Genomic DNA, 26,546 nt, shown 5'->3' on the forward strand with positions numbered 1-26,546 from the left:
CCAATTCGTTTTAGGCAAAGGATTTTTTTATGCTTTCTTCATATGTTTTTCGTCAAGTTTGATCTCAAGTTGTTCAATGTAAGACTCATCTTTCAGAAGTTGCCTTTTGTTCTCACTCACGAGTTCTTTGAAGTTCATTTTTCTGTTTTTCCTCATCATTGACACCTCTTCATTGGGATAATATCAATATAACCAAGATGAAATCGAAATAATCAGACATTAAAAAATAATTGCCAGTTTACTGATGAATAGTTGATTTTGATTAATGGAAAAGTAAAAAGAAGACGAAAGGAGGTAGGACCTTTGAGTAATCCAAAACGCTTTCCGGAAGATTTCGTTCCAAATCATATCGGCACTCAGCCACGTGAGAGCAACAGCAATAATGGAAAAAAGATGGCTAATAAATCGCACGATCATGCAGATTATGTACCACCTAAAGGGAAATAACACTTGCTTTCTAAAAAATACCTCTCCATAATTTTTTCTTTTGACTCCCATATACGAAAGATTTTGTCGAAAAAGTGTATGTAGTGAAAGAATTAGGAGGGGTACGTTTGATTACGGCATCTGTCAAACCATTACCTGTATCACATAACAAAGATGATCAGGATTATTTATATCGTCAATTAGAGATTGAAATGCAGAGATTGGGGCATCTAGTTCCTTTTCGTGAAGAGTTGAACTGGGATAAAGAAATTACAACGATGGAACTAGGAAATGTTGAAACGCTTGAAAAGTTAAAGAAAGCGGCAGCAAAGAACGATGGGGTATTTTTGTTCTATGCCAAGCTTACAAAAGGAACCGTCTATCAGCATATTATCCTGCATCCGAACACAGAAGGGTTCTATCTTCCTTTTCGATTTGAAGAACCGTTTCAGATTACTGTGAAAAACAAAAAATACTGGATTGGTTCATCGATCAGGCTTGCCGAAGAATTAGCTTGGCTAGAGATCACGATGAAGAATCTAGAAGACGACAGTGTAGTAGAATATTGGAAATATCTCACTGACCTATGTCAATTCAGCGTTCAAAACATGAGTCCTATTCTATTGCAAAAAAACTAAAGAATAATTCAATCGGTTACTTGTACAGACTAAGATGGTACGAACTTTTTTTAAAAAAGGAGAATCATCATGAACAAACCAAACCGAGACGATCGAAGCAATAATGTTGAACGATTAGAACAAATGGTCCAAAACACAGAACAGAACATCTCAGAAGCTAACCAGACTGCGGCTAACACTGAATTGACAGCAAGCCAAAAAGAGCAGATCAAAGAGAAGAATCAACATAGACAAGAATCCATTGAGCAGTTTCAAAATGAGATTCAAGAAGAAAAGGCTTATAGAGAAGGTAACGACCTTCAATAAGAGAAAGACCAGCATATTGCTGGTCTTTTTTTTAAATTTCTACTAAAGTGTTAAGAAAAGACAACACGAAGGGAAACAGATGATATATGAAATTTGTTGAGAGCAGCGTTGATGTTAGATATGCAGAAACAGATCAGATGGGTGTCGTCTATCATGCAAACTATTTAGTATGGTTTGAAATCGGTAGAACAAAGCTGATCGAACATTTAGGCTTTAAATATGCAGACATGGAAAGAGAAGGTATACTTTCTCCTGTAACAGACATTCAAGCGTCCTATAAAAAACCATTAACTTATGGACAAAAGGCTCACATTAAAACAGCCGTAAAAGAATATTCAGGGATCAAAGTTATTTATTATTATGAGATCTTTAATGACGAAAACGAATTATGTGTTACAGGCGAATCCACTCATGTTTGTGTGAAAAAAGAAAATTTTCGACCGATCTCAATTAAAAAATATTTTCCTGATTGGCATGAAGCCTACCTAGAAATGAGCTCATCAAAATAATGGCATTCGGAATAAAACGAGCTGACTTAAAGAGATGGAAAGGTGAAGTTGAGGCAGGACACATCGCATTCCTCACCCATTTTTGGTATGATCCGCGATTTCCAACAGCTAAGAGTGTAACAAAAGTAGGCTGTAACGATCGAAAAAAATTATCAGAGTGGGGAAGAACTTACGGTTTAAAAGAAGAGTGGATTCATGAACGAGATGCTTACCCCCATTACGACCTTATTGGGGATAAGCAAGTAGAGATCATGAAAAGTGAAGGAAGAATTGGAGAACTTCAAAAGTTCTTATAGTCTAATTTTTGTTCTCGTTAAAATCGTATTTGATTTCTCCATCCGTAATGGAAACAGTTAGATCATTTCCGTCAAAGAACCATTCATCTTCTTGCTCAATGAAAAAAGTATGGTTCTCTACAACAATTTCTGCAGCTGGATATTTAGGGGTATCTTTTGTAAGTCCTAACGAAAAGCCGTCTTGTACTGTGCTGCATCCTCCAAGGCGAACGAAAAAACGGATGGAATCGTTCTGAGACGCTTGAAGGTCATTGATCACAAAATTTGCAGTATCTTCATTCAAAATGATTTTCAAAGTATGTTCACTCCTTAACAATTACTTTTCAAGTAATGATGATATTGTGGCATACGAATGTGGAAAGCACAATTAAAACGATTATGTTTTTGGGGAGACGTTGATTACCGTTCTAGGCTGCTCGCTTTGTGCAAGGCAGTTGTATAATAATCAACATTTATGGAGTAAAGGAGGCAGATTTGGTGGATATTCAATCTTTTTTTGAAGAAGCATCATCACTTTATAGCGTTCAAGATATAATTTCTGAACACACGAATATGATATTTATTTTAGAATCACCTCATAAAGAGGAGATCAAATCTGGAGTACCACTGGCGGGTCTATCTGGCAGATCGATGGCAAAAGAATTGTTTGAAGTCGAAGATACACTTCCAATGGGAAAGTTGTTAAAACAGTACATAGATGAGAATAAAAATACAGTGTTCGGAATCGTAAATGTTTGTCCTTTTCCCCTGCAAGGTACTGCATTTCCTGAGCAAACTTTCGTTAACAGATATAGTGATGAGATCAAAGTCGCTGAAGCAGTAAGAACGAGTTCAGTTAAAGTCTTTAAAGATGAATGGAGGGCTGAATTCGATCAACTTCTTCTACATCATTTCGAAAGTAGATTAACGTCATTGCTTACTGAAAATACACTTATCATCCCATGCGGAAGATTTGCAGAAAAATATGTGAACAAACTGACTAATAAAGAGAGTTTAAACACCATAGAAGGGGTACCACACCCTTCTTATCATTCTTGGTCTAGAGATCGCTACCAAGAAGTAATAAACAAAGTAAGAGAAGAAGGAAAAAAACGAACCTCCTAAGTCAGGAGGTTCAAATGAAGAATACAGTAGCTCCATATAGTACTGCTGTTATGGCTGCAGCTATTAGTGCTGGTTTAAGCTTGTATCGTGCATAAGTAATGACGGATAGGTTTAAAATGCGTGCGATCGTGTTCGTATCATCACTTAAAGGCGAGGCGAATGCTCCGAATGTTCCACTTGCAAAGACTGCTCCGATCACAAGAGGCAGTGAAACATCTGCCACTCCTGCCATCGATACACCGAGAGGCATCAATATTCCCCATGTACCCCAGGCAGATCCGATAAAATAGGAGACGGCACAGCCAAAGATGAACAGCAAAGGGACGATAACTGATCCGGGAATCCATCCTGCGTATGAAGTTACAAAAGCAGAGAATCCAAGTTCTTCAGTAACCGAAGATAAGCCCCAAACTACAGCTAAAAGCACGATAACACTCATCAATTCGTTTCCGCCAAAAATAAACCCATTTAAAAGATCACTTGTTTTCATTTTTTGAAAACGAAGGAAAAGAAATGTAAATATTGTGGTGAACAACAGTGCAATAAGCATGGCATCCATAACATCAGCGGAAATGAAGGCTGCAAAAAAACTTCCTTTCGTTTTTTTGTACCCATCCCACCAAGTTAAAAGTAGAGTAAGGAATACGACGAGAATGAGTGGGATAAGTAGGTTCCATGGTTTATTTGGAAGTTCCTTATTAACAGCAGGATCACAACTATGCCAATCATCTTCTTCGCTTTTACCCACATCTTTTGGATCTGTTTCTTCTGTTGACTTTGAATGATGAAAGAAGCTCAGGTAGATCCCTACGATTATCATCACAAAAGAGAAAAAATTAAACGGAATGCTCTGTATAAAAAGAGAATATGGATCTGCCGTAATATTTTCGTTCTTTAACGATATGTCTACAATGGATGTCATGTATCCAACAAATGCGGTAGCGATCGGTATCAATACAATGATGGGAGTTGCTGTAGTCTCAATGACAAAGCCGAGTTCTTGAGTAGACATCTTTACTTTTTTTAAAAGAGCTCTCATGATCGGAGCAATCGTGACGAAACGAAAACTTGGAGCAGCAAAAGTACCAATTGTAGATACATAAGTAAGCAACAAAGCTCCTTTTTTTGTTTCGATCCTGTTAGAAGCTTCTTCTACAAAGCCTTTAATTCCCCCAGAAAGTTTAATCATTGAGATGAGTCCTGAAAAAGCATACAAAAACACTAAGATTTTTATGTTCTTAGGGTCTACCAGTCCTTTCACTAAAAATTGGACCATTCTCTCCAATCCGCCAACGAGGGTTGGCTGGAGTAGGTAAGACCCGGTCAAAAGACCTGCGATCAAACCTGGGAGAACTTGTTTAGTCTTGATAGCTATAGGGATTACCACTAAGAACGGAATAACAGAAACCCAATTTTGATCCATAAAGAGTCCTTCTTTCATACTAAAGATAATAGTGTTAGCGTGCGATGGTTTCAAAAATTTATTCTTTCGTTCGGAAGAAAAGACGTTTCATTCAAATCTTCATTGGTTAGAATAATACCGTTTAAGTGAAATATCACATGTTTAAAGAGTTGTGTGAATAAACTTTAAACACTACTTCTAATGTAAAGAGTTGCATTTATTAGGTTTACGTGATAAGTTTAACAACGGAATATATATGGACGGAACAAGTTTGAATTACGGATAGCCTTGTAACTATTAACGTTTAATTTTTACGCATATTCACATGGCTAAGCATTTCCCATCAATACTTAATTAGGAAATGCTATTTTATGTGCAAATCATGATGTATTTTGAAAAAACAAATTGGCCGGCACTTTAACATGACAATCCATGCCGGATCCACGAGGTTATCGTAAAACCTTTTTCGTCACAGAAAAGGAGATAGAACATTGACAACATTTCAAGAACTAGGACTAAGTCCTGAGTTGCTTCAATCCATTAATAACATGGGATTTGAGGAAGCAACACCGATTCAGCGTGATACCATTCCAACAGCACTTAAGGGGACTGACCTTATTGGCCAGGCACAAACAGGGACTGGTAAGACAGCTGCGTTTGGTATACCGCTAATCGAAAAAATGGATACTAGATCACGATTCGTTCAAGGAATCGTATTAGCTCCAACTCGTGAGTTAGCTGTTCAAGTAGCAGAAGAACTCAATAAAATCGGTCAATTCAAAGGAATCAAAACATTGCCGATTTATGGTGGACAATCCATTGTTCGACAAATTAAAGCATTAAAAAATGGTCCACACATCGTAGTAGGTACACCAGGACGTGTGCAAGACCACATTAACAGGAAAACATTAAAGCTTGATAGCGTTCATACAGTTGTGCTTGATGAAGCTGATGAAATGCTTAACATGGGATTTGTTGAAGACATCGAAAAGATCTTAGAAAATGTTCCTACAGAACGTCACACGATGCTTTTCTCTGCAACGATGCCTAAGCAGATTCAAAACTTGGCTGCAAAATTCATGAAGGACGTATTACTTATCAAAGTAAAAGCGTCTGAAATGACTGTTAAGAACATTGAGCAAGAATATGTTGAAGTTAAAGAACGTCAAAAGTTTGATGCGTTATGCCGCTTCATGGATATTCACTCTCCAGAGCTTGCGATCGTTTTCGGACGTACGAAGCGTCGTGTAGATGAATTGTCTGAAGCATTAAGTAAACGCGGATATTCAGCTGAAGGAATCCACGGTGACCTTCCGCAAGCTAAACGTGACAAAGTGTTACGTGCGTTCAAAAACAACACGATCGAAGTTCTTGTTGCAACAGACGTAGCTGCTCGTGGTCTTGACATCTCTGGTGTTTCTCACGTTTATAACTTCGATATTCCTCAAGATCCAGAAAGCTATGTTCACCGTATTGGACGTACTGGACGTGCAGGAAAAACTGGTTATGCATTAACGTTTATCACACCGCGTGAAATCGATCACCTATACACGATCGAAAAAATTACAAAGCGTAAAATGGTAAAACGTGCGATTCCTTCTGTATCAGAAGCAATGGAAGGACAACAGCAGATCACACTTGAAAAATTGATGGAAGTTGTTGAGCAAGATAACTTTAACGGTTATAAGCAAACAGCAGTTGAGTTACTAGAAGAGAACGATTCTGTAACACTTTTAGCTGCAGCGCTTAAGCTTCTTACGAAAGAACCTGATACGACTCCGATCAACCTTACAGATGAGCCGCCACTATCAGTTAAAAAGAGACGTCCTAATAATCGTTTCTCTGATCGTAGACGTTCTGGAGGAGGCCCTAAAAGAGAGGGTGGAGGCGGAAGAGATAATCGCCGTTCTGGATACTCTAAAGGCGAGCGCAGTGGTTCTCGCGATGGTGGAAACCGCAGCAGCAGCAGCGGTAGCCGTGATCAATCATACCGTTCACAAAAACGTGTTCGTGAAGACTTTAAAAACAGATAAATCATACTAAGAAGCAAGGGAGAAAGTCTCCCTTGCTTTTTTGTTTTCGTTTCCTAACTATGTTTAAATAAATCTTATGAAATAGCATTATAAAAAAACAGCCATAAATGCTGGTTGCTCATGAAAAGAGGTTTACTGAGTTGAAAAAAATCCTAATAATTTCTGATACACATATGCCGAAAAAAGGAACGGTATTTCCTGAACCAATTCGAGACATTCTAAGAAACGAAATTGATTACATTTTTCATGCAGGAGACTGGACAGCTCAATCTGTTTACGAAGAACTTAAAACGTATGCGCCAGTTTATGGAGTAAAGGGGAACGTAGACAAAGAGGATTGGAGCAAAACTCTGCCTGAAAAAGTACTTGTTGATATGGAAGATATAAAAATTGCAATGGTTCATGGACATCTTGGAAAAGGAAGATCGACACCAGAACGCGCATATAGAGAATGTGAAGGAGATCAAGCTGACCTGATCATATTTGGACACTCCCACATCCCTTTTCATGAGCGAAAGGGGAATACAATCCTTTTTAATCCCGGTTCGCCAACAGATAAAAGAAGGCAGAGACGGTTTTCATATGGCATTGCAATGATCGATCAGTCATCGATCATACTCAATCATCATTATTTTTCTTGATGCATGACAACCTGTAAAGAAGACATAATAATACAATCATAACTTTTGGAGGAATAAAGCCATGCCAGATGGGGACAACTTCTTCTTTACAGCTAAAAATGGGGAAGAGATCATCTTAAGACCCGTAGAAGAAAAAGATGCAGCAGATATCACAAAACATGTAGAAACGATCGTAAAAGCCGGTAGATATCTTCAAAAAGAGGAGCTTCATTCAGTTTCAGAAGAGATTGAGTTTATTCATGAGGTTAAGCGTAAGGGAAATCTATACACAGCTGTCGAACGAAATAAAAAAGTTGTAGGGATCGCTAGAGTGCTAAAAGGAGAACTTCAAATGAAAAAACACACCGGTGTTTTTAGAACTTGGATTCATCCAGAAGCACAAGGCCTTGGTATTGGAAAAGAACTTCTGGCCCATACGTTAAGATGGGGAGAGACTAACAATCTACATAAGATATGGCTTACTGTTTTTTCTGGAAACGAAAAGGCAGTAAGAGTTTATGAAAAAGCAGGTTTTATAATAGAAGGAAAGCAAAGAGATCAAGTGATCATAGAAGGCAAATTTGAAGATGAATACTTTATGGCGTATTTTTTTAACTCCATTCAAAAATAACTCATTCGGATTCCAAGATAATAGATAATCAATGGTGAAATCGCTATCATATATATGGTAAAGTGGATAGTGATACAGTATTGAAGACAGGTGGATACGATGAAGTCAACTGAAAAAGAATTATTGATAACAGAAAAACAGAGATTGATCGGATTATATGAAGTATTTCAAAAAACGGACAATAAAAAAGAAGAAGATCAATTAAGCAAACTATTCCTTAAGGTAGCAAAGGAAGAGTTTGCTATAGCTTTTTGCGGGCATTTTTCCGCAGGAAAATCTAGCTTGATCAATGCACTTTCAGAAACAGGCATACTTCCGTCCTCTCCGATTCCTACAAGTGCAAACATCGTTAAGATGGTAAGAGGAGAGGAAAGAGCAGTTGTTACTCTAAAAAACAAAGAAGTGGTTACATTCCACGCTCCATATGACGTAAATGAGATAAAAGAGCTCTGTAAAGATGCAGAGCTTGTTGAGGAGATAGAGATCTATTATGGCGGTGACGAAAAGAACGTAGAGAATATCGCTTTTTACGACACACCAGGAATTGATTCGACTGACCCTCTTCATAAGAAAGCGACAGAAAACGTCGTCTATCTTGCGGATCTGATCTTTTATGTAATGGATTATAATCATATACTCTCTGAAACGAACATGGCATTCATCTCATCACTGATCAAAAGAGGGAAAGATGTCCGCTTAATCGTTAACCAGATTGATAAGCACCGTGAAGAAGAGTTGAAGTTTACAGCTTTTAAGGAAAACGTGTTTGCCTCTTTTCAATCTCTTGGGATACCGAAAGAACATATCTTTTTCACCAGTGTTAAGAGACAAGATTTGTCGCACAATGATCTAACTGCGCTAATGGCTTATTTAAAAAGAATTGAGCAAAATAAAGACGCCCTTCTTTTAAAACAAGTGAATAATCAGCTTCAGCAGTTTGTACATGAATTTGTAGAAAGAAAAGAAGAAGGTTTAACAACCATTGATGTTGTTAGCCAGAGGTTAGCTTCATTGTCTCAAGAACATGAAGATCTAACAAAAAAGAGATCTAAGATAAAACAGGTCATCAATGAAAAAGAAGAAAGTGTTAAGGACCAACTTATTAATATTCTAGAATCCGCACAATTAATGCCATATGAGACGAGAGAAAAAGCAAGCTCCTTTCTTGAATCTGCTAAAACAGACTTTAAAATAGGGCTATTCTTTTCAAAACAAAAAACAGAGCAAGAACGGACTGTTCGAATAGAAGAGTTATTAGAAATTCTACAGAAATCGATCGATGCTCATATCAACTGGCATGCTCAAAACTTTGTAAGCTCTCTTCAAAAAGAGGTAGACCATAATCTCCCAGATTGGGAACCTATAAAAGCCGACAAAGACATGTTGCATTCATTCATCACACCGGGTTTGTCATCACAAGGGCAAGGTCTTTTAAACTATTGCAACAATTTATCCAATGAAATAAAAAAGAAAGCACGTCAAGAGGTCACAGAATGTATCAATGCTGTTAGAACATCTTTGAACTCAAAAACAGATGATGAGCTATCAAACTTGGAAGAAGAGTTGAACAAGTTAGAAAAAGATCGAAAAAAGCTATATCTTGAGAAAGAAATCGCAGAAAACTGGGATGAGCAAAAACATGACCTTCAAGAACTGCTTTATGAAAATGTGTCTGGCGATCGACCAATAGATGAATTTGAAAGAAAGTTTCTTGCTGAATACCAGCCTCTATCGATCGAGATGTTTAAGGAAAGATTTGATAAAGGACCAATAGAAACGGCGGAAGAACAATTGGAAGAGGAAAATTTTCTTACGTTACATTCAAGTGAAGATTCTCTTCCTCTAGAAACAGAAAAATTATCATTGGCAGCTAAGATACTTAAGCCGGTCGGAGGGCTCTCACATTTAGCTGCTGAGATGGAAGAACTTCACGAGAGACTTGAAAAACGATCGTTTACGATGGTTCTCTTCGGTGCGTTTTCAGCAGGTAAATCATCATTTGCGAACGCATTATTTGGTGAAAGTATTCTTCCATCCTCACCGAATCCTACAACAGCTGCTATTAATGAGATACGTTATCCAGATCGTGAACATCAGCATGGTTCGATCAAGATTGAGATGAAGAGTGAAGAAGAACTAACGCAGGAGCTCAATATGCTCTTGAAAACCACAGATCAAGAATTAAGCGAGTTACTGAATTCTTCAGATGAGAGATTGGCGTCTTACAAAGCAGGTTACGCTTGGGCTAACGGTCATCTAGGTAACGTTCTAAATAAAGGGATTTCTGAGATCGGTGAGTATGCTGCCGATGAAACAAGAGCTTGTTTTATAAAAAAAATAACGATTTATTACAGCTGTCCGTTAACTGAAAAAGGTCTTGTGCTCGTTGATACACCAGGAGCTAATTCGATTCATTCTCGCCATACAGAAGTCGCGTTTGAATATATGAAACACGCTGATATTATCATTTATCTTACCTACTTTAACCATGCCTTTTCATATGCAGATCGAGAATTTTTGATTCAGTTAGGAAGAATTAAAGATACCTTCTCATCAGATAAGATGTTCTTTGCGATCAATGCTGCAGATCTTGCTGAAACGGAAGAAGACAAGAATGATGTTGTGCTACATGTAAAGAACAACCTCCTTGCATTTGGTATCAGAAACCCGAGATTATTCCCGGTTTCGAGTAAGAATGAACTGATCGCAAGTAAGCGATCAGAAAGCGGGTTTGATGCATTTTCATCAAGCTTAACTCATTACATCGAAAATGAGTTGGAAAACACCATGATCAAGAGTGCAAGATCTTCCATAACCCATGCAAACACTGTCATTGAAAATATGATCAAAGAAACAGTTCAGAGAATGGAAAAAGAAGACGAGTATTTAGAGCTTCTTCAGAAGAGAGAAAACACACTGATCAATTTCAGTAATGATTATATTAGAATATCGAAAAAACAATTTCTTCAAGAACAAAAAGAACTTTTGTATTATGTAAGACAACGTGTATTGATACGTTATCATGATTTTTATAAAGAAACGATTCATCCGGCTGCGGTTCAAAGTTCTAAGAGTGCGTTAGCGCAATGCATAGGGGAACTTTTTGGTAAGATCTCGCATGATTTGAATCAAGAGTTCAAAGCATGTTCGTTACGTTTAGATCATTGGATACAAAAAGACATGAAAGAAAAAGTAGCTCATTTGATCTCTAATGCAAGTCAAGGAGGCGTAAGTCTGCAAGAGAGAAATGAAACAGCAGATCTATTTAAAACGCCATCCTTCTCTTTAGATTTTGAGATAAAGGATGAATCGAAACATAAGAGGTGGCTATCTTATTTTAAAAATCCGAAACAGTTCTTTGAACAAAATGGTTCAAACGAACTGAAGAACCACCTTATTGATGAAATAGACAGTGAGGTAGAAAATTGGCTGAGGGAAGCTGATACGAAACTCACACACCACTATGAAACGGTTTTAGTCAACACAGAAAACGAATTCAAGACTCACATGATCAATCAAATTGTCAACTATTTTGAAGAACTAAAGAAGCCTGGTGATCTTGAGGCAAGAATTCAAGAACTGAACAACTCACTTACAAAGATGAAAAAGCTTGAAAAATAATCGTCATCCTTAAGAGTGAAAATGGTTGACCGAATTGTAAGAAGCAAGCATCTAAAACGGAAAACCCATTACAAGATCTAAAAAGCTTTCAAAAAAACAGCACTCTCTTTGATGAGGGTGCTGTTCCTTTTGATTAGTTGTATTTCTTAGATACAAGTCGGTTTGTTTAGCGTTTGGTAGAGCTCTACAGAATCAAGATCAGACGTTGAAGGGTGATTGTATGTTTCTTTATACTTTTCTGGCCCTTTACCCGTAATGATTACTACTGAATTTGCTGGAGCTTCTTTAAGAGCAAAGAATATAGCTTCAGTCCGATCTTCTATGATCACAGGCTGGTGAGAAGATCTAGGAATCGCTTCTTCCGTTTCAAGAAGTAATTGATCACGATCTATACCGTTTAAGTCATCTACCGTCAAGACGGTCTTCGTACTGTATTCTAATGAGATCTTAATCATATCAGTCCGTTTCGATAGATCTCTGTTTCCTCTAAATCCAAAAACATGATAAAGAGGACGATCTCCTGCTTTTTTACTCGCGGCTTCAAGCACTTGAGAAACTCCATCAGGAGTATGCGCATAATCAACGATAACTTCTGTCCCGTTATAGAGTGTGATTTCTTCAAAGCGACCGGGAATTCCTCCGAAACTTTTTAGATATTCAACAGAGTTCTTTATCGGTATCCCATAATCTAATGCAGCTGCGATCGCAGCAGTCGTATTAAGGGCGTTATATTCTCCTGGTAATGGTAATGAAACGGTCACCTGTAATGTTTCATGCACAAGGTTAAAAGAATCAATTCCGACGTCTTCAATATAAAAATCATCAGACTTTCGTTTACCATAGGTCCAAATCTGCAAGTCGTTTTTTGACCGCAGTTCATCCCTTAACCGCTTGCCATACTCACCTTCACTGCAGATAATGGCTGTCCCTTTATTCTTCAAGTATGAAAACAATTTAGATTTACAGAGAAAGTATGATTCCATCGTTCCATGATAATCAAGATGATCATGAGTTAGATTTAGAAAGATCGCTTGATCATACGTTATCCCATCTATCCTATTCTGTTCGATCCCATGTGAACTAACTTCCATAACTACTACATCATCATCGCTTTCCAAAAGCATCTTCTGAAGGGTAACAGGATCTGGTGTAGTATGTGAACTTTTCACAATTGCGGAATTGATATAATGATATACCGTACCAAAAAGAGCAGAAGTCATACCGTGTACATTGAGGATATGCTGTAATAAAAAGGATGTTGTTGTTTTACCGTTCGTTCCTGTAATGCCCGTCATCTTATGTTTTTTATATGGCTCTTCATAAAAGTAGGAAGCGGCAAGACTTAATAAACGCTTCGTTTCTTCCGCGTATATATAAATACCAGGACCTATGTTCTCATCATATTCACCGATGACAGCTGCCGCACCATTATCAAACGCTTCTTGTATGTACTGATGGCCATCAGCTTGAACACCTGAAATCGCAAAAAACAAGTTTCCGGGCTGAACTTGTTTAGAGTGTGATGTAATGCCTGTGATCTCAGGATCATCCTCAATGGTAGGTTGTATAGATAAGTGACTTAATAAAGCTTTTAACTTCACAAAAACGCATCCTTTGAATAAATTAATTTTAGTTTTTTTCTAATTTAAGTTCTTATTCAGAAACTTTAAATTAACCGTAATATGTTTATGTTAACTTATTCGAAAAAACTGCCCAGTTTGAGGGCAGTTTACTTAAGGGAATTTATAAAGTTTTCTATGCCATCCATACCTTTTTTTAACTGTTCCATAGAAGCTGCATAGGAGATGCGAATATATCCTTCTCCGATAAGTGTAAATGCATCACCAGGTACAACAGCAACTTCTTGTTCTTGTAAAAGTTTTAGTGCAAATTCATAAGAAGAGAGTCCATATTTTTTTATGGAAATAAAGAGATAAAACGCTCCGTTTGGTTTTTCGAACGTGAACCCCATATCGTGAAGGCGATTGTAACAATAATCTAACCGTTCATTATATGCGTTTCGCATTTCGTATGCATCATCTTTACCGTTTGTTAATGCCTCAATAGCAGCTGCTTGAGAGATGGTTGAGGCACAAGTAACGTTGTACTGGTGAACCTTTAAGACATGCTGCATAAGATTACTTGGTCCGAAAAGCAACCCAATTCTCCAACCGGTCATGCTGTGTGATTTTGAAAGTCCGTTGATCACAAACGTTTTTTCACGCATGCCTTCATAGTTCGCGATCGATCGATGTACACCCTCGTATTTCAATTCACTATAGATCTCATCAGATACTACAAAGATTTCTTTGTTTGAGAAGTATTGAGCAAGGGCCTGTAATTCATAATCCTCCAAAACAACACCTGTTGGGTTAGAAGGAGAAGGGATGATGATAGCTTTTGTCCTATCTGTAATATGTTTTTCGATTAGTTCGGGTGTCACCTTAAACCCTGTGTGTGTTGTATCAATATAGATAGTATTCGCACCGCAAAGAGTAATTACGGGTTCATATCCAGGATAGATGGGAGCAGGGAGAAGCACATCATCGCCCTCACTCAATATGGTTCGCAATGTGATATCAATCGCTTCACTTGCCCCGGCCGTTACAATGATTTCAGACGTTGGGTCATAAGCAAGAGCATATTTTTCGTCTAGGAAAGAAGATGCTGCTTCTCTAAGTTCTATGTATCCTGCGTTATGAGAATATACTGTTTGATTATTATGTATCGCTCTTATCGCAGCTTCTTTTACGTGCATAGGGGTCGGAAAGTCAGGTTGTCCTAATGTTAATGAGATCGCGTTTGGGAACTGAGTCACTTCATTAAAGAATTTTCGAATGCCTGAAATTTGTATGTTTTTAGCTCTGTTGTTTAATAATTGTTCCACAAAAAATAACTTCCTTTCTTCGTTTCGCACCAATTGACAAATTTAACGTTGCCATTAGTGTAGCTTTAATTCGTTTCTTGAGTCAATGGGTGGATTTTCTTGTATGGTTTTATGACTTTTTACAATACTAAAGATGTAATAGTACGGTTTTGGAGGAAATTATGGAAGCTAAGAAAAAGTGGGACTTACTTGCACTCGCATCCATTCCCCTTGTGATGACATTGGGGAATTCTATGCTCATACCCGTTTTGCCTGAGATCGGTAAAGAACTTAATATAAGCTCTTTTCAGGTTTCCTTGATCATTACGGTGTATTCGATCGTAGCTATTTTGTTAATACCGATCGCTGGATACCTGTCAGACCGTTTTGGGCGTAAAAAAGTAATCATCCCTAGTCTTTTTATAGCCGGAATCGGAGGATTGATCTGTGGGTGGGCGGCATGGCAATCTGATCATGCATTTACTTTTATACTTATTGGAAGATTTTTTCAAGGTGTTGGTTCTTCAGGAGCCGCCCCCGTCGTCCTCCCATTAGTAGGGGACATGTTTAAGGATGAAGAAGAAGTGAGTTCAGGTTTAGGGTTGATCGAGACATCCAATACGGTTGGTAAAGTATTAAGTCCGATTCTAGGAGCATTTCTTGCAACGATCGTTTGGTTTTTACCGTTCTGGCTCATCCCTGTATTTTGTATTGTTTCTATCTTGTTAGTCATGTTCTTAGTTAAAGTGCCAAAAAAGGATCAAGAAAAACAACCTTTTAAAGAATACTTACAAAACGTAAAGAAAATTTTCCATAACGAAGGAAGATGGCTGTTCGCCATTTTTTTAATCGGTGGCATTATCATGTTTGTTCTGTTTGGTATCTTGTTTTATCTATCGACCATATTAGAAGAGAAGTATGGTGTAAAGGGAGTCATGAAAGGGCTGGTAATTGCTGTTCCGTTATTAGCACTGTCGATCTCTTCATTTATTGCAGGTAAAAAGATCAAACAAAATAAAATTATCATGAAGTGGTGTACGTTTATCTCTATGGCGCTTTTGGGAGGCTCAGTCTTTTTAATCACGTTTACAGAAAACGTCTATTTTCTTTTAGGTGCACTTTTTGTGGCAGGTATAGGAATTGGTGCGGCTCTGCCAAGTTTAGATGCGTTAATCACAGAAGGAATTGAAAAAGAAGCTAGAGGGACGATCACTTCCATCTATAGTTCGATGAGATTTGTTGGTGTAGCTCTCGGACCGCCGATCTATGCGATACTCATGAAACAATCACATGAGATTGTTTTTTATACTTCGGCAGGAGTAAGTATTATTGGAGCCATTGCTGCATTTTTTGCTATCAAACCTGACAAGAAAAAAGGCGGGGGAGATGAAGAAAAGAAAGATTCTAATCCGACTCAGAAATTAAAACCTGCTTTAGAATAAGAATCAATTTTAAAAAAACAAGGGCATTGCATGTGGATCTATGCAAGCCCTTGTTTTTATTATTGTTCAATAAGTACGATTCTTGCAGGAGATGCATCAAGACCTCTTATTTTTAGAGGAGCAGCGACCATTATATATTCGCCTTCAGGAACTTCTTTTAACTGAAGTCCTTCGATAATGATGATATTGTTTTGAAATAGCTGTTTGTGAGTAGGATGGTTTTCTTGTGCTCTCTCTACTCCTAATGCGTCAATTCCAACACCTGCTATACCGATTTCAGCCAATACTTTAGCCGCATCACTGTTTACATATATGAATTCAAAATTGAACTCGGTGTCCCAAGAATTTTTTGTTTTAAATAAGACAAAATCATCTTTTTGAATACCCTTATCAGCCAGATCTTCAGCCGAAATAAAACCAGAAGAACCTGTTAGATCGATAACTTTAGCTTTTCGAACCAATTTTTCGATCGGAAGAGTTTCGATCGTATCACCGCCAGGAACCATGTGCAACGGAGCATCAACATGTGTTCCTGTATGAACATCCATTGAGATGCGAGTTTCTGTTACATGTGCATTTTGTGCTGTTTTGAACTCGGGTTGTTTTTCAGGTTTGTTCTTATAGACTGGCATTCCCTCAAAGATCGGTAAAGAGACATCATATATTTTCATGAATTAACATTCCTCTCTTACTTTTGTAGGTTCCCACCAAGAATGTCCGTCAGCTTTTAATAGTTCGTCAGCTTCTTCAGGCCCCATGCTTCCTGATGGATAGTGTGTGAGGTTAGAACCTGTTCCGTCTTGCCACGATTTCGTTATACGGTCAATAAAGTCCCAGCTGAGTGCCACTTCATCCCATCGCGTGAAATAAGTAGAGTTACCAAGAAGACAATCGTGCAGAAGCTTCTCGTATGCTTCAGGTGAATTCATTTCTGCTGTACTATTATTGTTGTAAGTCATATCGATCGGCAAGAGATCAGGAGTATCACCTTTTGGTTTTGCGTTAAGTGTAAGGCTAACACCTTCATCCGGTTGAACATGAATTCTTAACAAGTTAGGCTGATAATTTTCTGTGTTCGCATGATAAAGTGCCATCGGACCCTGTTTAAATTGAATAACGATCTCTGTAGATTTTACAGCCATACGTTTACCAGTACGAATATAGAACGGAACGCCTGTCCATCGGAAATTATCAATGAAAAGCTTAGCTGCTACAAATGTTTCTGTTCGAGACTCAGGATCTACGTTCTCTTCGTTCAGATAACCAGGAACTTGATTTCCGTTCATCGTTCCTTCTGAATATTGACCGCGGATCACATTCTTCTTCACCTCTTCTTCTGAAAAGAAGCGCAATGATCGAAGAACTTTAACTTTTTCGTCTCGGATGTGTTCTGGTTTTAATTCACCAGGCGGTTCCATTGCCACCATCATGACCATTTGAAGCATATGATTTTGTACCATATCAAGCAGGGCACCTGACTTTTCATAATAGCCTGCACGGTCTTCAACACCTAATGTTTCACTTGAAGTGATCTGAACAGAGTCAATATATTTATTGTTCCAGATGGATTCAAAGATGGCATTTCCGAAACGGATCACTTGGATGTTTTGAACCATCTCTTTTCCAAGATAGTGATCGATACGGTAAATATCATTCTCATTGAAGCTTTGCTGAATCTCTTCATTTAATTTTGTTGCAGATGGCAAGTCATTACCGAATGGTTTTTCGATTACGATACGTTGCCAACCTTCTGTATTCGTGATTCCTTCTGATTTTAAGAAAGTAGGAATCGTTCCGAAGAACTTAGGAGCCATCGCAAGATAATACAGGCGATTTCCATTCGTTTGATAATCTCTGTCGAGTACGTTCAACAGCTCTTCTAACTCATGATAGCTTGCTTCACTCGTTACATCCATCTTTAAATAATAAAAATGGGAAGCAAACTTTTCTACGATTTGGCGATCTGCACCTTTTGCATGTTCATGAATAGCAGATGCAACTTCAGCTTGAAACTCTTCATGAGAGAATTCTTTTCTTGAAACACCTACAACAGAAAAGTTCTCTTTCATATGTCCCTTTTGATACAATTGATAAAGAGCGGGGAAAAGTTTTCTGTGAGCAAGGTCACCAGTCGCTCCGAACAATACGATGGATGCGTTAGGAATACTATGTATCATCTGTACGTCACTTCTTTCTATCTTTTCTAATAGTTACAGCTTTCCCTAGATGAAGTTAAAATAACGAACCACTTCATAAAACAGGAGGTCAAATATGTCAAATTTCGTAAGTCCTGAATGGGTGAACCAAAAGGTGAACAGTGCTGATATCGTGATCTTTGATTGCAGGTTCACATTAGCTGAACCGCAAAAAGGGTATGAACTGTATAAGAACGATCATATTGAATCTGCTATTTATGTGGATCTTGAGCAACATCTCTCAAGCACAGTTTCAGCCCATGGTGGTCGTCATCCATTACCTTCCGTAAACATACTATCACAATTTTTTAGCCGTTGTGGTGTTGACCAAGAAAAAATTGTTGTCGCCTATGATGATCAATCTGGCAGCATGGCTGCAAGACTTTGGTGGATCTTGAAATACTTAGGACATGATAACGTTTATGTCATGCAAGGCGGCTATACACACTATAAAGAAAAAGGATATGCCATCTCAAGTAAAATGCCTACCGAGAAACCTGCACATTTCACTCCAAAAGTGAGAGTTGAAATGTTGAAGAGCAGAGAAGACGTATTATGTGAAATGAACAAAGAGGATACACTTATCGTCGATGCACGAGAATACAAACGATACACAGGAGAGTTCGAGCCTATCGATCATGTGGGTGGTCATATACCTAATGCGATAAACATCCCTTGGGAAAGTCATATGCAAAAACCGGGCTGGTGGAAAAGTCAGAAAGATCTACAAACGAAATATAATGGTTGGACTGGAAATAAACAAGTTATTGTGTATTGCGGATCTGGTGTAACGGCATGTGTAAACATATTAGCTATGGATGAAGCGGGCTTTACCGATAAATCCCTATATGCGGGCAGCTGGAGTGATTGGATCAGCTATGTTGAAAATCCAATAATGAAAGAAACTACGGATTAAAAATTTCATGTACCGTAATCAATATGATTATTTAGGAGAAAAAAATAATGAAACAATGCGATTTACATACTCATACCACAGCATCTGACGGGACATATTCTCCTGTAGAAAATATTAGAAGAGCAGTTAAAAAAGGTCTTGGAGCGATCGCGATCACTGATCATGATACAGTGAATGGAATTGCGGAAGTGATGTTAGAAGCGAATAAGTACCTAGGATTTACCGTAATTCCTGGTGTCGAGATAAGTACCTTATATCAGGGCCAAGACATTCATGTATTAGGTTATTTTGTAGATTATAAAGACGAAAATTTTTTAAAAGCATTAAGCAGTCTTACTTCTGTTAGAGATAAAAGAAATAAAATGATTCTTCAAAATTTGAACAACCTCGGAATTCAAGTGAAGGAATCGGAATTAGAAGAGAAAAGACATGGCAAAGGAAATGTAGGAAGAGGGCATATTGCAGAGATTTTGATGGAAAAAGGAATTGTGAAATCACTTCCAGAAGCATTTGAAAAGTATTTAGGAAAAGGGAAAGCTGCTTATGCTTCAACAGAACGCATCTCTCCAATAGAAGCGATTCAATTGATCAAACAAGCAAAAGGAGTACCTGTACTAGCTCATCCAGGTATTTATGAGGCAGATGAACTCATTCCGATTTTAAGTGAGAACGGTTTGATCGGACTAGAGTATAGTCATCCAGATCACACAGAGGAACAAGTAGCTTTTTACGAGGGTTTAGCAGATAAATACTCCTTAATCAAAACAGCAGGAAGTGATTTTCATGGCTTTCGTAACGGCGAAGTTTTCCATGGAGACATAGGCAGCTGTTCAGTCCCCATCAGCACCTTAAACGAATTGAGAAGTTTTAGTAAATAATACTTGCCAGTCGGCCTAGAACCTTATAAGATTCAATACGGAGCATATTGATTTTGAGAGGAAGAATGGGTTTGACTTGGGATTTATTGAACATCATTGGAACGATCGCATTTGCCATTTCAGGTGCATTAGTTGCAATGGAAGAAGATTATGATATTTTGGGCGTCTTTATTTTAGGACTCGTCACAGCGTTTGGCGGAGGGATATTGCGTAATGTGTTGATCGGCCTTCCTGTAGACACGATTTGGGAGCAGGGACTTCTACTGAAATCAGCACTGGCATCCATGGGGATCGTGTTTTTTATGCCAGAGAGCATGATTCAATTTTCTAAAAGGAGTCTTTATTTCTTTGATGCCATCGGTCTTTCTGCATTCGCGATTCAAGGTGCTATCGCTGCCACAAGTATGAATCATCCCATCAGTGCTGTTATCGTTGCTGCAATCTTAACAGGTATTGGCGGAGGTATGATTCGTGACGTGCTGGCTGGCCGAAAGCCGGTCGTATTGCGTGAAGAGATCTATGCTGTTTGGGCTTTATTAGGCGGTTTAGTCGTTGGTCTAAATATGGTTAATAGCACTGTGGAATATATGATTCTTTTTATTTCTTTAGTTGTGTTTAGAATGTTGTCACTGAAACTCAATTGGAAACTTCCGCATAGAGCTTTATAATATACATCCGGTTTGTTCTAACAGATTGCTGCACTTTTTGCAGTTGCTACTAAAAGCGTGTAGGTTCTCCGCACGCTCCTTGAAAAGCGAGCAAATGTGAGCGGGACTAGTTCAAAACAACATGTTATACGAATGCAATCTTAACTTAACAGCCTTAGATGAAACCACCCTTTAAACAGAGGGTGGTTTTTTGTGCAGGATTCTAAGCGTATATTATTGAAGTTATGAAACAAGGACATTATAGGAGGCAAAAACCATGCAGACCACATACTACGAAAACAAAAGAATCAATAGGACTCATTTTATAGCAGATACATGTTTTGATTTTTACAGCGAACGCATACGAGCAGACGATTATCGAGGAAACGTCAACTCTTTATCACAATGGCTTGAAGAAGAAGCAGTAATCAATGGATTTCATAAGATCATTGTTAAATCGAAAGGAGATGATCTCTCTTATTGGCAAGAGCTCGGTTATATTAATGAAGGAGAGTTTAGTGGATATTTTAATGGTGCCTCAGCATTCGCCATGTGTAAATACCTTACAAATGACAGAAGAAACAGCGCGTATTGGATAGATGAAGATCGTATTTTAAAAGATGTATTAAAGATAGGAACGGGATCAAAGTATCAGTCTCTTCAAAGCAACTATTCTATAAGGATGGCTGATATAGAGGATGCAAATTCACTTGCAGAGCTTTATGGGAACGTATTCCAAGTGTATCCTACACCTATGAACGATGCAGAGTATGTACGGAAGATGATTCAATCAGGCACATTATTTTGTGTAATTGAGCATGATAAAAGAATCGTTAGTGCTGCTTCTGCAGACGTCAATGGATCGTATCATAACGCTGAGATCACAGATTGCGCGACAACCCCAGAGCACCGAAAATTTGGTCTTATGAAGCATTTGATTGATCAGCTTGAAAGAGAGTTATTTCAAAGAAATATTTATTGTTCCTATTCAATCGCTAGAGCCCTCTCATTTGGAATGAACGCCGTTTTTCATCAAAAAGGCTACAGATTTAAAGGAAGACTAGCGAATAACTGTAAAATTTTTGATAAATACGAAGATATGAACATTTGGGTGAAGGATTTATCGAAATGAGTGCCGAATTTTAGGCATATAGTGACAAAAATTAAGCACTCTTGGTGGTGATCTTTTTGATATCTAAATCATTAGAAACAGCAGAAACTTTAAATGCCATATTAAAGACGATTGATGAGGGTATACATGTAGTTGATGCAGATGGAATTACTATTTTTTATAATTCGGTGGCTGCTTCATTAGATGGTTTAACATCAGACGAGGTTCATCATCATCATGTACTTGATGCGTTTCCTTCCTTAACAAAGGAAACGAGCACATTACTTAAAGTAATAGAAACAGGGAAACCCATCTTTAATGAACATCAATCCTATATGAACCGAAAAGGCAAACAGATCGACACGGTAAATTCTACCCTGCCACTTTGGTTGAATGGAGAACTGATAGGTGCTGTTGAGGTAGCAAAAGATCTTTCAAAGATTAAAGTACTCTCTGAACAGCTGATCGATCTGCAAAAAAAGATGAAAGTTAAGAAAAAAACAAATAAAGATCAACCGCTGGCAGCTTACCACTTCTCCGATATCATAACAGACGACCCTGAATTAAACGCGGTAAAATTACAATGTAACCAAGCCTCTCAAACAAACTCGCCAATCATGTTATATGGAGAAACGGGAACAGGCAAAGAGATGTTTGTTCAAGCGATACACAATTCTTCTAAACGTTCTTCAAATCCGTTCGTCGTTCAAAACTGCGCCGCGATTCCTGGACCACTACTCGAAGGGATATTATTCGGAACAACAAAAGGCAGTTTTACTGGTGCCATTGATCGGCCAGGAGTGTTTGAACTAGCAGATGGAGGCACTCTATTTCTAGATGAACTGAATTCGATGCCTGTTGAATTGCAAGCAAAGCTATTAAGAGTCGTTCAAGAAGGTATTGTAGAGCGCATAGGAAGTCATGTATCAAGAAGTGTTGATGTTAGGATCATTTCTGCTTTAAACGAACGACCAGATGTTTGTATGGAAAAAGGAAAGCTGCGAAGAGATCTTTTCTATCGGTTAAATGTAGTTTATTTCGAATTACCCCCTTTGAGGCAAAGAAAAGGGGATATAGCATTCTTAGTGAAACATTTTGTAGACTATTTTAATCATAACTTTGGAAAAAAGGTAAGAGGCTTTACTTCTGAAGCTGAAATTTTCATTCACCGTTATTCTTGGCCGGGCAATGTGCGAGAACTCAAGCACGCGATCGAGCACTGTATGAATTTTGCGGAAAATGATTCTTTGATCGAGTCTTCCTTACTTCCGAAACATGTAACCATTCCTGATGAGATTAGAGGTAAAGTCAGAAAAGAATTATCAAACATACCTTCATTAAGACAAGCTTTAGGAGATTATGAAAAACAGATCATAGAGATGGCACTCCAACATACTTCTGGCAATATCCTTCAAGCTGCAAAAATTTTAGGAGTACCTAGACAAACTCTGCAATATAAAATAAAACAAAAGTGAACTGCCGAAAATTCGGCAGTTCACTTTTGTTTTATTAATAGGCCCACATTGTAAAAAGGATGCATAAACTATAGGATAAATCGTTATATTCTGAACTTTCTGTAAGTTGGCACACTTCTTGCATAATTGAAGAGTGTAGAAATAAAGGAGGTCATTAGAATGCCTGTAGTGAATGGATTATTCAAACCAAAGAAACATTGGAGTGAATTTGAATTATGGAAAGATGTTACAGAAGAGCAATGGAATGATTGGCTGTGGCAGCTGACTAACACCATCAGAAATTTAAAAGATCTTAAGAGCATCATTAACTTGACGCCAGAAGAAGAAGAAGGCGTTAAAATATCCACGATGACGATCCCGTTAAATATTACACCTTATTATGCTTGGCTCATGGATCAAGACGACCCAAGGTGTCCGATTCGAATGCAATCCGTTCCGATCGGAAAGGAGATATTAAAGACGAAATACGACTTGGAAGATCCTTTGCACGAAGACGAAGACTCCCCTGTTCCAGGGCTTACGCACCGTTATCCTGATCGTGTTCTTTTTCTTGTAACGAATCAGTGTTCGATGTATTGCCGTTATTGTACGAGAAGACGTTTTTCTGGTCAGATCGGTATGGGTGTACCAAAGAAACAATTGGATGCAGCCATTAACTATATTCGAAACAATCCACAAGTTAGGGACTGTTTGATCTCAGGTGGCGACGGGTTATTAATTAATGACAACATCTTAGAATATATATTAAAGAACTTAAGAGAAATACCTCATCTTGAAATTATTCGGATTGGAACACGTGCTCCAGTCGTTTTCCCGCAAAGAATTACAGAAAACCTATGCAATATTTTAAAGAAATATCATCCAGTTTGGTTGAACACGCATTTCAACACTTCGATCGAGATTACAGAAGAATCTAAAAAAGCGTGTGAGATGCTTGCGAATGCCGGAGTTCCTGTAGGCAATCAATCTGTTATTCTTGCAGGGATCAATGATAGTGTTCCAATTATGAAAAAGCTGATGCATGATCTAGTGAAAATTAGAGTAAGACCATATTATATCTATCAATGTGATCTGTCTGAAGGAATCGGCCATTTCCGTGCACCTGTTTCTAAAGGTTTGGAGATTATAGAAGGTTTGCGTGGTCATACTTCTGGTTACGCTGTGCCGACATTTGTCGTAGATGCTCCTGGAGGCGGAGGGAAGATTGCTGTTCAGCCAAACTATCTCATCTCTCAATCACCTGAAAAGGTAGTGCTTCGTAACTTTGAAGGAGTGATCACTTCTTATCCAGAACCTCAAAACTATCAAGCAGGAAGAGCAGATGCTTATTTTAATGAAGTGATGGGAACAGCCCACATCAAGCCTGCGATAGGAGTTTCAGCACTTATGAGCGATGAAGCTTTCAATCTTGTACCAAAAGGGTTGAAACGACTTGAACGAAGAGAAGATTATGATACGAATCCTGAGCATAGTTCACTAAAAGATAAGCGTGATAAACGTGATGAATTGAAAGAGAAAAAATATAAGTTTGAGCAGACAAAAGACGAAGGAATTTCAGCGACTCCTGAAGAACAAAGAAATGCATAGAGAGGAGGATAACATGAAGTGCTTATGGTGTGAGAGCGAAGAAGCAGAGAAGGCAGGATTAACAGGATATTGGGAACTGCCTGATGGTTCAAGAGCAGTCCAAATAACTGTGATCCCTTCTGTATCCTGTTCTTCTTGCGGCATGGAATATCAAGAAGACCATATTGTGGATGAGATTGAGGATCAACTCATGTTAATTGATACAAAGAAGATAGATTCAACGATTTCCTATACAGAATTAATGAACATACCGAGGTTTTTGAAGAAGAATTATTTTAAGTTGTAACACCAGTAGAGTAAGGGAGTATCTTTTTTTCAACAAAACTATTCTCTGGAGGTTGGTCGCTAAAATCTTTATTAAGCGAGTATACGAATCGGAGATCAACTGTTTTTGAGTGCGACAGTGAAGATAGTTTTAAATAAAGATATTCCCTTTTTAACCTTCATGAGGAAGGAGCCTTTTTTATGAGAAAATCACATCTCATCAAACCGGTTCTAGGAAGCGATTACCCTGTTATCAGTCATGGCAAAGGAATCTATTTATACGATAAAAATGGAAAGCAATATATTGATGGCTCGTCAGGTGCGATCACGTGTAATATCGGTCACGGAGTACATGAAGTTGCGGAAGCCATGTGGAATCAAGCAAATCATGTATCTTTCGTTTACCGTTCGCAGTTTACAAGTGAAGCAGCAGAACAATTAGCAGAAAAAATAGCTCATTATGCCCCAGGAGATTTGAATTCAGTGTTCTTTGTAAATAGTGGATCAGAAGCAACCGAGACAGCACTTAAGGTTGCTATTCAGTATTTTCAAGAACAAGGAAACATGACGAAAACAAAAGTGATATCCCGGTGGACCAGTTATCATGGAATAACACTTGGCGCACTATCAATGTCCGGTCACAAACTAAGACGACAACGTTTCACGTCATTGCTTGAAGACTTTCCTGCTGCACATCCACCATATTGTTACCAGTGCCCATTAAAAGAGACATACCCTGGTTGCGGTGTGAAATGTGCAGATGACTTAGAATCATCGATTCAAGCTATCGGACCAGATAAGATTGCTGCTTTTATCGCGGAACCGATCATCGGCGCATCTGGAGGAGCGATCGTACCACCAGACGAATACTTCGGAAAAATTAGAGAGATCTGTGATAAATATAATATTTTACTGATCGCTGATGAAGTAATGACAGGCATGGGCCGTACGGGGAAAATGTTCGCGATGGAACATTGGAATGTAACTCCTGACATTATTGCGATAGGAAAAGGCATGAGTGCAGGCTATACACCGATGGCCGCAACAATCGTTTCAGACCGAATTATGAACGTGATCGAAGCAGGAAGTAAAGTAGTAATGAGCGGACACACGTTTAGCGCAAATCCACAATCTGCTGCCATTTGCCTAGCTGTTATTGATTATATGGAAAGAAATAAACTTCAGGAAAATGCAGTGGATATGGGCCAGTATCTGATCAATCATCTACATCGCCTTCAATGGAAATATCCCTTAATCGGTGATGTAAGAGGCAAGGGTTTATTATGTGGCATTGAATTTGTTAAAAATCCGATCACACGAGAACCTTTTGAGATTACTACAAAAGTAACAGATCGATTATTATCCATCTGTTTTGACAACGGCTTGCTTGTTTATCCTGCGGTAGGGGGAGTAACTGGATTTTCTGGTGACTCTATTCTTTTGTCTCCGCCGCTAAACGTAACGAAAGAACAGATCACAGATATCATGGAGATTCTAGATCAATCCATTGGTGAACTGACTACTCAGCTCATTACAGAAGGTTTATATATTACAGAAGCAACTAGCTGAAAGAGGTGTT

The 26,546-nt window shown here is 38.3% G+C and carries 26 protein-coding genes; 19 read left to right on the forward strand and 7 right to left on the reverse strand.

Annotated elements, in window-relative coordinates; all coding sequences use genetic code 11:
- Positions 1-27 precede the first annotated feature (27 nt).
- Positions 28-159, reverse strand: coding sequence for an FbpB family small basic protein (locus tag HU823_RS00940; RefSeq protein ID WP_370629970.1), 132 nt, complete (start codon positions 157-159; stop codon positions 28-30).
- A gap of 144 nt (positions 160-303) precedes the next feature.
- Here HU823_RS00940 and HU823_RS00945 point away from each other — a divergent pair, with 144 nt between their 5' ends.
- The 5 genes from HU823_RS00945 to HU823_RS00965 all read left to right on the forward strand — a co-directional run bounded on the left by HU823_RS00945 (position 304) and on the right by HU823_RS00965 (position 2,175).
- A complete protein-coding gene (locus tag HU823_RS00945; RefSeq protein WP_066241162.1) occupies positions 304-447 on the forward strand; it encodes an acid-soluble spore protein N in 144 nt (47 codons plus the stop codon).
- Positions 448-554: 107 nt separating this feature from the next.
- Complete coding sequence (locus HU823_RS00950) at positions 555-1,064, forward strand: hypothetical protein (RefSeq protein ID WP_144700586.1); 510 nt, start codon at positions 555-557, stop codon at positions 1,062-1,064.
- 69 nt (positions 1,065-1,133) lie between these two features.
- Positions 1,134-1,370 (forward strand): small acid-soluble spore protein Tlp, encoded by a 237-nt coding sequence (gene tlp, locus HU823_RS00955; RefSeq protein ID WP_066393949.1) that lies wholly within the window; start codon positions 1,134-1,136, stop codon positions 1,368-1,370.
- An 86-nt stretch (positions 1,371-1,456) separates the two neighbouring features.
- Complete coding sequence (locus HU823_RS00960) at positions 1,457-1,879, forward strand: acyl-CoA thioesterase (RefSeq protein ID WP_144700584.1); 423 nt, start codon at positions 1,457-1,459, stop codon at positions 1,877-1,879.
- Complete coding sequence (locus HU823_RS00965; RefSeq protein WP_197220831.1) at positions 1,879-2,175, forward strand: hypothetical protein; 297 nt, start codon at positions 1,879-1,881, stop codon at positions 2,173-2,175. Before HU823_RS00960 ends, HU823_RS00965 begins: the two co-directional genes overlap by 1 nt.
- Position 2,176: 1 nt before the next feature.
- On the opposite strand, the gene HU823_RS00970 is transcribed toward HU823_RS00965, so the two are convergent.
- Complete coding sequence (locus HU823_RS00970; protein ID WP_197220832.1) at positions 2,177-2,470, reverse strand: HesB/YadR/YfhF family protein; 294 nt, start codon at positions 2,468-2,470, stop codon at positions 2,177-2,179.
- A gap of 182 nt (positions 2,471-2,652) precedes the next feature.
- Here HU823_RS00970 and HU823_RS00975 point away from each other — a divergent pair, with 182 nt between their 5' ends.
- Positions 2,653-3,279 carry a uracil-DNA glycosylase family protein gene (locus HU823_RS00975; protein WP_197220833.1) on the forward strand — a complete coding sequence of 209 codons (627 nt, stop codon included), beginning with the start codon at positions 2,653-2,655 and terminating at the stop codon, positions 3,277-3,279.
- A gap of 10 nt (positions 3,280-3,289) precedes the next feature.
- Here HU823_RS00975 and HU823_RS00980 read toward each other — a convergent pair whose 3' ends face one another.
- Positions 3,290-4,702 (reverse strand): Na+/H+ antiporter NhaC family protein, encoded by a 1,413-nt coding sequence (locus tag HU823_RS00980; RefSeq protein WP_144700576.1) that lies wholly within the window; start codon positions 4,700-4,702, stop codon positions 3,290-3,292.
- Positions 4,703-5,172: 470 nt separating this feature from the next.
- Between HU823_RS00980 and HU823_RS00985 the strand changes: the two genes are divergently transcribed.
- The 4 genes from HU823_RS00985 to HU823_RS01000 all read left to right on the forward strand — a co-directional run bounded on the left by HU823_RS00985 (position 5,173) and on the right by HU823_RS01000 (position 11,586).
- Positions 5,173-6,714: a DEAD/DEAH box helicase gene (locus HU823_RS00985; RefSeq protein WP_144700574.1), complete on the forward strand. Its 1,542-nt coding sequence runs from the start codon at positions 5,173-5,175 to the stop codon at positions 6,712-6,714.
- Positions 6,715-6,854: 140 nt separating this feature from the next.
- A complete protein-coding gene (locus tag HU823_RS00990) occupies positions 6,855-7,355 on the forward strand; it encodes a metallophosphoesterase family protein (protein WP_231607232.1) in 501 nt (166 codons plus the stop codon).
- Between the two features lie 61 nt (positions 7,356-7,416).
- Positions 7,417-7,965 carry a GNAT family N-acetyltransferase gene (locus tag HU823_RS00995; RefSeq protein WP_197220835.1) on the forward strand — a complete coding sequence of 183 codons (549 nt, stop codon included), beginning with the start codon at positions 7,417-7,419 and terminating at the stop codon, positions 7,963-7,965.
- A 99-nt stretch (positions 7,966-8,064) separates the two neighbouring features.
- The gene (locus HU823_RS01000) at positions 8,065-11,586 is read left to right on the forward strand and encodes a dynamin family protein (protein ID WP_197220836.1); all 3,522 of its coding nucleotides are present in this window, start codon (positions 8,065-8,067) and stop codon (positions 11,584-11,586) included.
- Positions 11,587-11,732: 146 nt separating this feature from the next.
- Here the strand turns inward: HU823_RS01000 and HU823_RS01005 are convergent, their stop codons facing one another.
- Both HU823_RS01005 and HU823_RS01010 read right to left on the reverse strand, forming a co-directional pair.
- Positions 11,733-13,187, reverse strand: coding sequence for a UDP-N-acetylmuramoyl-L-alanyl-D-glutamate--2,6-diaminopimelate ligase (locus HU823_RS01005; protein ID WP_197220837.1), 1,455 nt, complete (start codon positions 13,185-13,187; stop codon positions 11,733-11,735).
- A 128-nt stretch (positions 13,188-13,315) separates the two neighbouring features.
- A complete protein-coding gene (locus tag HU823_RS01010) occupies positions 13,316-14,473 on the reverse strand; it encodes an aminotransferase A (RefSeq protein ID WP_197220838.1) in 1,158 nt (385 codons plus the stop codon).
- A gap of 161 nt (positions 14,474-14,634) precedes the next feature.
- Here HU823_RS01010 and HU823_RS01015 point away from each other — a divergent pair, with 161 nt between their 5' ends.
- On the forward strand, positions 14,635-15,894 hold the full coding sequence (locus HU823_RS01015; RefSeq protein ID WP_144700551.1) for an MFS transporter: 1,260 nt from the start codon (positions 14,635-14,637) through the stop codon (positions 15,892-15,894).
- A gap of 59 nt (positions 15,895-15,953) precedes the next feature.
- On the opposite strand, the gene HU823_RS01020 is transcribed toward HU823_RS01015, so the two are convergent.
- Both HU823_RS01020 and zwf read right to left on the reverse strand, forming a co-directional pair.
- On the reverse strand, positions 15,954-16,565 hold the full coding sequence (locus tag HU823_RS01020; RefSeq protein ID WP_197220839.1) for a cyclase family protein: 612 nt from the start codon (positions 16,563-16,565) through the stop codon (positions 15,954-15,956).
- Between the two features lie 3 nt (positions 16,566-16,568).
- Entirely contained in the window at positions 16,569-18,071 is a 1,503-nt protein-coding gene (gene zwf / locus HU823_RS01025; RefSeq protein WP_144700547.1) for a glucose-6-phosphate dehydrogenase, read from the reverse strand.
- Between the two features lie 94 nt (positions 18,072-18,165).
- Here zwf and HU823_RS01030 point away from each other — a divergent pair, with 94 nt between their 5' ends.
- From HU823_RS01030 to HU823_RS01065, 8 genes are all read left to right on the forward strand, one after another.
- Entirely contained in the window at positions 18,166-19,005 is an 840-nt protein-coding gene (locus HU823_RS01030; protein WP_197220840.1) for a sulfurtransferase, read from the forward strand.
- Between the two features lie 47 nt (positions 19,006-19,052).
- Entirely contained in the window at positions 19,053-19,883 is an 831-nt protein-coding gene (locus tag HU823_RS01035; protein ID WP_197220841.1) for a PHP domain-containing protein, read from the forward strand.
- Between the two features lie 71 nt (positions 19,884-19,954).
- Positions 19,955-20,551 (forward strand): trimeric intracellular cation channel family protein, encoded by a 597-nt coding sequence (locus tag HU823_RS01040; protein ID WP_197220842.1) that lies wholly within the window; start codon positions 19,955-19,957, stop codon positions 20,549-20,551.
- 256 nt (positions 20,552-20,807) lie between these two features.
- Positions 20,808-21,662 (forward strand): putative beta-lysine N-acetyltransferase, encoded by an 855-nt coding sequence (ablB, locus tag HU823_RS01045; protein ID WP_197220843.1) that lies wholly within the window; start codon positions 20,808-20,810, stop codon positions 21,660-21,662.
- A gap of 47 nt (positions 21,663-21,709) precedes the next feature.
- Positions 21,710-23,116, forward strand: coding sequence for a sigma-54 interaction domain-containing protein (locus tag HU823_RS01050; protein WP_370629975.1), 1,407 nt, complete (start codon positions 21,710-21,712; stop codon positions 23,114-23,116).
- Positions 23,117-23,275: 159 nt separating this feature from the next.
- Positions 23,276-24,703, forward strand: coding sequence for a lysine 2,3-aminomutase (gene ablA, locus HU823_RS01055; protein WP_144700535.1), 1,428 nt, complete (start codon positions 23,276-23,278; stop codon positions 24,701-24,703).
- Positions 24,704-24,716: 13 nt separating this feature from the next.
- Positions 24,717-24,989: a YokU family protein gene (locus HU823_RS01060; RefSeq protein ID WP_144700533.1), complete on the forward strand. Its 273-nt coding sequence runs from the start codon at positions 24,717-24,719 to the stop codon at positions 24,987-24,989.
- 179 nt (positions 24,990-25,168) lie between these two features.
- Positions 25,169-26,536, forward strand: coding sequence for an aspartate aminotransferase family protein (locus HU823_RS01065; protein WP_197220844.1), 1,368 nt, complete (start codon positions 25,169-25,171; stop codon positions 26,534-26,536).
- Positions 26,537-26,546 lie beyond the last annotated feature (10 nt).

It is taken from the genome of Fictibacillus sp. 18YEL24, from assembly GCF_015903855.1.
GTDB classification, from domain to species: Bacteria; Bacillota; Bacilli; order Bacillales; family Fictibacillaceae; genus Fictibacillus; species Fictibacillus phosphorivorans_C.

Coding starts and splice junctions, on each gene's coding strand:
- HU823_RS00960 (WP_144700584.1), top strand. CDS start 1,457: ATGAAATTTGTTGAGAGCAGCGTTGATGTTAGATATGCAGAAACAGAT.
- ablA (WP_144700535.1), top strand. CDS start 23,276: ATGCCTGTAGTGAATGGATTATTCAAACCAAAGAAACATTGGAGTGAA.
- HU823_RS01030 (WP_197220840.1), top strand. CDS start 18,166: ATGTCAAATTTCGTAAGTCCTGAATGGGTGAACCAAAAGGTGAACAGT.
- HU823_RS01020 (WP_197220839.1), bottom strand. CDS start 16,565: ATGAAAATATATGATGTCTCTTTACCGATCTTTGAGGGAATGCCAGTC.
- HU823_RS00995 (WP_197220835.1), top strand. CDS start 7,417: ATGCCAGATGGGGACAACTTCTTCTTTACAGCTAAAAATGGGGAAGAG.
- HU823_RS00980 (WP_144700576.1), bottom strand. CDS start 4,702: ATGGATCAAAATTGGGTTTCTGTTATTCCGTTCTTAGTGGTAATCCCT.
- HU823_RS00940 (WP_370629970.1), bottom strand. CDS start 159: ATGATGAGGAAAAACAGAAAAATGAACTTCAAAGAACTCGTGAGTGAG.
- HU823_RS01065 (WP_197220844.1), top strand. CDS start 25,169: ATGAGAAAATCACATCTCATCAAACCGGTTCTAGGAAGCGATTACCCT.
- tlp (WP_066393949.1), top strand. CDS start 1,134: ATGAACAAACCAAACCGAGACGATCGAAGCAATAATGTTGAACGATTA.
- HU823_RS01060 (WP_144700533.1), top strand. CDS start 24,717: ATGAAGTGCTTATGGTGTGAGAGCGAAGAAGCAGAGAAGGCAGGATTA.
- HU823_RS01000 (WP_197220836.1), top strand. CDS start 8,065: ATGAAGTCAACTGAAAAAGAATTATTGATAACAGAAAAACAGAGATTG.
- HU823_RS00965 (WP_197220831.1), top strand. CDS start 1,879: ATGGCATTCGGAATAAAACGAGCTGACTTAAAGAGATGGAAAGGTGAA.
- zwf (WP_144700547.1), bottom strand. CDS start 18,071: ATGATACATAGTATTCCTAACGCATCCATCGTATTGTTCGGAGCGACT.
- ablB (WP_197220843.1), top strand. CDS start 20,808: ATGCAGACCACATACTACGAAAACAAAAGAATCAATAGGACTCATTTT.
- HU823_RS01015 (WP_144700551.1), top strand. CDS start 14,635: ATGGAAGCTAAGAAAAAGTGGGACTTACTTGCACTCGCATCCATTCCC.
- HU823_RS01035 (WP_197220841.1), top strand. CDS start 19,053: ATGAAACAATGCGATTTACATACTCATACCACAGCATCTGACGGGACA.